This is a genomic window from Bifidobacterium pullorum subsp. saeculare (genome assembly GCF_016899725.1).
Classification (GTDB): Bacteria; Actinomycetota; Actinomycetes; order Actinomycetales; family Bifidobacteriaceae; genus Bifidobacterium; species Bifidobacterium pullorum_C.
On the sequence record NZ_JACLYU010000125.1, the window covers coordinates 1 to 455 of the forward strand.

The 455-nt window shown below is 61.1% G+C and carries 1 protein-coding gene; it reads right to left on the reverse strand.

Annotation, left to right across the window (positions count from 1 at the left end; translation table 11 throughout):
- On the reverse strand, positions 1-455 hold a 455-nt coding region (locus H7U32_RS09780; RefSeq protein ID WP_204469854.1), incomplete at both ends, for an ABC transporter ATP-binding protein.

Genomic DNA, 455 nt, shown 5'->3' on the forward strand with positions numbered 1-455 from the left:
TCGGCAAGCAGGATGGCGGGCTTGGTGACCAGAGCCCGGGCGATAGCCGCCCGCTGCTGCTGTCCCCCGGAGAGAGTCTGGGGCATCTGGCCCAGCTTCTCCTTTATCCCCAGGGCCGTCACAAGCTCCTCCAGAAAGGTCTCGTCCGGCTCCTCCCCGTCCAGCCGCAGGGGCAGGACGATATTTTCATACACATCCAGCATAGGAACCAGCTTGAACTGCTGAAAGACAAACCCGATATTCCTCCTGCGAAAGACCGTTCTCTCCTCCCGTGTCATATCCTTCAGGCTGTTCCTGCGTATCCATACGCCCCCCGCCGTGGGCTCCTCCAGGCCGCCCAGCAGGTTCAAAAGAGTGGTCTTGCCGCTTCCCGATGTGCCGACAACGGCCAGAAATTCCCCCTCCTCTACGCAGAGAGTCACCCCGTCCAGGGCACGGACCTCATAGGTGTCTGT